The 4,860-nt window shown below is 58.7% G+C and carries 6 protein-coding genes; 1 reads left to right on the top strand and 5 read right to left on the bottom strand.

Features of this window, described 5'->3' with window-relative positions:
- Positions 1–76: 76 nt before the first annotated feature.
- Complete coding sequence (gene glpX, locus CJ255_RS20990) at positions 77–1,057, bottom strand: class II fructose-bisphosphatase (protein WP_097646032.1); 981 nt, start codon at positions 1,055–1,057, stop codon at positions 77–79.
- A gap of 234 nt (positions 1,058–1,291) precedes the next feature.
- Between glpX and CJ255_RS20995 the strand changes: the two genes are divergently transcribed.
- Positions 1,292–2,230, top strand: a complete 939-nt coding sequence (locus CJ255_RS20995; RefSeq protein ID WP_097646033.1) for an ABC transporter ATP-binding protein — start codon at positions 1,292–1,294, stop codon at positions 2,228–2,230.
- 10 nt (positions 2,231–2,240) lie between these two features.
- On the opposite strand, the gene CJ255_RS21000 is transcribed toward CJ255_RS20995, so the two are convergent.
- The 4 genes from CJ255_RS21000 to CJ255_RS21015 form a co-directional block, all read right to left on the bottom strand.
- Positions 2,241–2,468 (bottom strand): hypothetical protein, encoded by a 228-nt coding sequence (locus CJ255_RS21000; RefSeq protein ID WP_097646034.1) that lies wholly within the window; start codon positions 2,466–2,468, stop codon positions 2,241–2,243.
- Between the two features lie 17 nt (positions 2,469–2,485).
- Complete coding sequence (locus CJ255_RS21005) at positions 2,486–2,797, bottom strand: hypothetical protein (RefSeq protein ID WP_097646035.1); 312 nt, start codon at positions 2,795–2,797, stop codon at positions 2,486–2,488.
- A 121-nt stretch (positions 2,798–2,918) separates the two neighbouring features.
- The gene (locus tag CJ255_RS21010) at positions 2,919–3,224 is read right to left on the bottom strand and encodes an RNA recognition motif domain-containing protein (RefSeq protein WP_097646036.1); all 306 of its coding nucleotides are present in this window, start codon (positions 3,222–3,224) and stop codon (positions 2,919–2,921) included.
- A gap of 319 nt (positions 3,225–3,543) precedes the next feature.
- Positions 3,544–4,800 carry a trans-sulfuration enzyme family protein gene (locus CJ255_RS21015; protein ID WP_097646037.1) on the bottom strand — a complete coding sequence of 419 codons (1,257 nt, stop codon included), beginning with the start codon at positions 4,798–4,800 and terminating at the stop codon, positions 3,544–3,546.
- Positions 4,801–4,860: the final 60 nt, after the last annotated feature.

Consider the following 4,860-nt stretch of genomic DNA (forward strand, 5'->3'; position numbering starts at 1 on the left):
CGTCGGCACTACGATGCTCGCCCATGGACTATTCAGCATGACAGGCTGCTGGGATACGTAACAATTTCTGCTTCCCTTATATCTCTGCCTCCTCCAAGAGATGCTCGGCAATAATGATGCGGCGGGTGCGCGTTTCGCTGCGGAGGACGAGCGAATTGGTGGTGGCACGGTCGCCAAGGAAGCGTACCCCCTGAAGCAGTGGCCCGTCGGTGATGCCGGTGGCGACAAAGAAGATCTGGTTGGAGGCAACGAGATCACTACAGCGCATGATGCGGTCCGGATCGAGCCCAGTTTCCAGAATTGCGTCGCGCTCGTCAATGCTTTGCGGTGCTAGACGGGCCAACATGCCCCCGCCTAAGGCGCGTACCGCGCAGGCTGCCGTGAGTCCTTCTGCCGCCCCGCCAATGCCCATCAGCGCATCAATCGGGCCGTCGGGCGATGCGGCCAAGACCGCGCCCGCAATGTCCCCGTCGTCTGCCAGCATCACCCGCGCCCCCGCTGCGCGGATCTCGGCAATAAGATCGCCATGGCGGGGCCGTTCAAGCACAAAGACCACGAGGTCGCGGACTGGCTTGCCCGTGGTACGCGCAATCAACCCCAAGGTCCAAGCCGCTGGGGCACTGAGGCATTCTGGCACGAGTGCCGGAGCAACATGGCGGTTGACCACCAGTTTCTCCATGTAGAGCGCCGGACGGGGCGACCACATGCTCCCCTGGGTGGCAATGGCGGCGACCGAGACGGCTCCGGTGCGTCCGCGTGCCAAAAGACGACGGCCATCAATTGGGTCGGCGAGGACATCCACTGCGATGCCGCGTCGTGTACCAACGCTATGGCCACTTGGTAGGCTTGCTACGCCGCCCAGCCGCCCCTCTTCGCCAATCACCACATAGCCATCCAACTCTAAGCTATTGAGCGTCGTAGCCATAGCGGATCCGGCGGTAAGTTCGGCCTCACGCCGTGGCCCCATGCCCATCCAGCGCGCCGCCGCCAGCGCCGCCGCTTCGGTGGCACGCACGAGATCAAGGCCAGTATTGCGGTGCAACGGTAGTTCACTCATAGTTTTCATTCTACGGTATGAGGAGTACATGTCAACGTGACGACCGTCGCATCCGCTACAAGCCTGATGAGCTTTGGGCGCATTGTAAGGTACAATAGCGTAGGTGTGGTTCGTAGCTACTTTACAAGCTTGCGAGGACGCGAGGATGCGATGACGTGAAACCCTCGCCGCTTCGCCTCGCGCATTCTCATCTTTGCTTTTCTGAACCCTTCCTTACCAAAAGGATCTCTTTCCATGGCCACCCATGCCGTCATCGAAACCAACTACCTCACGCGCCGCTTTGGTGTCGTGACAGCCGTGGATCAGCTTGATCTTACCATTTATAGCGGCGAGATCTTTGGCTTCCTGGGGCACAATGGCTCCGGTAAAACCACAACTATTCGCTTGTTAAATGGTGTTCTCAATCCAACCATTGGTTCATCACTAGTATTAGGTATGAATCCGCAAACCCAAGGTTCAGCCTTGCGCCAACGCACCGGGGTATTGACCGAAGTTCCTGCCTTGGAGGGGCGACTGACTGGGCGCGAGAATCTGTCGATCTATGCGTTGCTCTTTGGCGTACCGCGACATATGACGAGCGAGCGGGTGGCGTTGCTCCTCGATCTGTTTGATTTGAGTGAGCGAGCTGATGATCTCGTCAGCACGTATAGCAAGGGCATGCAGCAGCGCCTCGCACTCGCCCGTACATTGTTGCACAAGCCAGAACTGCTCTTCCTTGATGAACCCACCTCTGGCCTTGATCCGGTGGCTATCCGTCAAGTTCACGCTTTGATTACGCGCCTAAGCCGTGAAGAGGGGCGTTCAGTCGTGCTTTGCACCCACAACCTGGTGGAGGCGCAACAGATCTGTGATCGTGTGGCGATCCTCGAGCATGGTAAAGTGGTCGCATTGGGTACTCCTGCGGCCTTGCGCCGCGAATTGCAGCAGGCGCAGCGTCTCGATCTGGAGGTTGCTCCTGATTGCAGCACGACCACCTTGGCATGCCTTGAACATCAGTTTGGCCTCAGCGTAGCGCAGCAAGCGGATGGGCAGATCATGGTGAGTGGGTTAGAGCGCGACGTTATTCCCGACATTATTGCCAAACTGAGCGCATTGGGGGTACGTATCTACCGCGCCCAGCCGCTTGAACCTTCGCTAGAGGATGTCTACTTTGCGCTGCATCAGTGTGCATAGGTGTACTCACCTACTCTGATTGAGCATCCGTCGCCAAGCTAGCCTTGAGAGCCGTAGAGAGCTGATCCTGCACGGCAATCACTGTGCGACCGCGGCACAGCCCAGCCTGCGGATGATCCTCGACCCGTCCACAAAAGCCACTACCAGCCTGCCAAATGAAGGTGCGATATTCTTGCTCATCAAGCTTAATGTAGTAGATGCGTCCCTTACGTACAATCTGCTTCGTTGACTCAGCCATAGGTTTATCCTTACACCTCAGCGAAGGCGCGGTTTTGATCCGCGTTGCTGTGGTTTGATTATTGGAGATAGCGCTAGGGAGCGATTGCCACCTTCAGGGGGGAAAATGAGGCCAAAACTGCGCCGTAGAATTTCGCGCAGAGTCGCCTCCTGATCACAACCCGTAACGAGCGTGACTGACACGCACTGGGACTTGTCCGCTGGATCGCGCTCCACCTCAACCCGTAGCCAGTGGGGCCAGCGGCGCACAGTTGTGAGAATGACGTTCTCTGCGGCCCCATGCAAGACAAGCCACAACTCACCGGGGGCACCCATACGAAGGCTCGCCATAGCTTTGCCTTTCCTGTTGCGAGGGCTCGGTACATTCACACTAGGAGGGAACCCAAAAAACGGCGCGGAGGCGAGGGTGTCATCCCTGCCTCCACGTCAACCTAGTGTCCAGAGCCATAATTTAGTAGCGGTCGCGTCGCCCACCAAAACCACCACGCCCACCACCACCGCGCCCGGATGCGGGCTTATCTTCAGCCTGGTTGACCCGTAGGTTGCGCCCGTCGATCTCGTAGCCGTCGGTGGCCTGAATGAGCGCATTCAGATCGTTCGTCTCCATCTCGACGAAGCCAAAGCCCCGCGAACGACCAGTGTCGCGGTCGCTGATTACCCGAGCACTCTGAACGTCGCCATGATTAGCAAAGATATCGTTGAGTTCGGCGTCGCCTACGCTCCAGGGTAAATTTCCGACAAACAGTTTGACCTGCATTTTCTCACTCCTCAATGTTGGACGAGCTAGGCTCTCCCAAACGTTCCCAGAGAGCTGTGAGCAGCTCTCATGACACTTCCGTCTACAGCTCGAACAACCGGTGGCCAGGCAGGAACCCAGCGCGCTCGCTCCGGCGAACACAACAACAGCATACTTCGAGCGACGAAGGCTATCTGTGGAACCAAGTGAGAAGATACAGGTAGGGTCTCACAGCAGATGATGTTGGTTAACATATAGAGTATACCAACCCTCAGCGCAAAAAGCAACTGCCATATGCATGACGTTAAGCCTTCTGGTGCGAGTTTGGGGCGTAGCCCCCCTATTCCCTATTCCCTGTATCCTTCCCTAACGGGAACAAAGCCTGTTGCAGATCAGCCAACAGATCATCGATTGCTTCGATCCCAATCGAGAGGCGCACAAGAGCGGGGCTAATGCCCCGTTCGGCGCGTTGCGCGGGGGTGAGTTCGCGGTGCGAAGCGATGGCCGGGACGCTCACGAGGCTGTAGATGTCGCCCAAGGTGGTAGCGGGCAAAAAGAGGCGCAAGGCGTCTACAAAGGATGCGGCGGCTATCGCACCACCGTGCAACTCACAGCTCACCAGAGCGCCAAAGTGACCACCATAGGTACTTGCAGCGAGGTGATGGCCCGCGTGGGTAGCGAGGCCCGGGTAGTAGACCTGAGCCACCGCCGGGTGTTGGGCTAGGAAGCTGGCGACATGGGCTGCATTGGCGCACTGACGCTCCATGCGTAGTGCCAGGGTCTTCATGCCGCGCTGAATCTGCTGGGCCTCAAAGGGGCCAAGACTGGCCCCCAAGAGGCGCGCTTGGCGCACGAGGGTGGCATGGAGCAGACTGCTGCGGGCGGCCACTACACCGCCTGCCACATCGCCATGTCCGGCGAGGTACTTGGTGGCACTGTGAACCACCAGATCGGCCCCAAGACTCAAGGGGCGCAGCAAGACCGGCGTTGTCAGGGTGGCATCAAGCACCAAGCGCGCCCCAACGTCGCGGCAGTGGCCCACCAAAGCGGCCACATCGGCCACATACAACAGCGGGTTGGAGAGCGTCTCGGCCAAGACCACCTGGGGTTGATGCTGCATTATTGCCGCCTCAGCCACCGCCGGATCACACAGATCGGCATAGACCACTGTGGCACCACGGCCAGCAAAGAGTTCATCGAGCAGCACCATGGTCGAGCCATAGAGATCGCGGGCAGCCAGAATCACGCCTGGACGCGGGGCTGTCTCGCCACGGGGGGTTGCTGCGGCCAGCAGGGCCGCATAGAGTGCCGCCATACCCGAAGCATAGGCAACCGCACCCCGGGCCGCTTCGGCTGCGGCAATGGCCGTCTCTAAAGCAACCACCGTCGGATTGCCGTAGCGTGTATAGAGAAAGCCCTCACCACTGGTAAAGGCGGCATCTAATTCGGCCAAACTGGGGTAGAGGTAGGTCGTGCTGCCATAGATCGGCGTTGTTGTCGGCTGGGCCACAGGGGCACCAAGCCGTTCGCCCGCATGCACAAGGCTCGTCTCAAGCTGCCATGATGGTGCGTTGGGATCAGGGGGAGTGGGTGACATAGGAGATAGGAGATAGGAGATAGGAGATAGGAGATAGGAGATAGGAGATAGGAGATAGGA

Source organism: Candidatus Viridilinea mediisalina (assembly GCF_002532535.1).
Taxonomy (GTDB): domain Bacteria; phylum Chloroflexota; class Chloroflexia; order Chloroflexales; family Chloroflexaceae; genus Viridilinea; species Viridilinea mediisalina.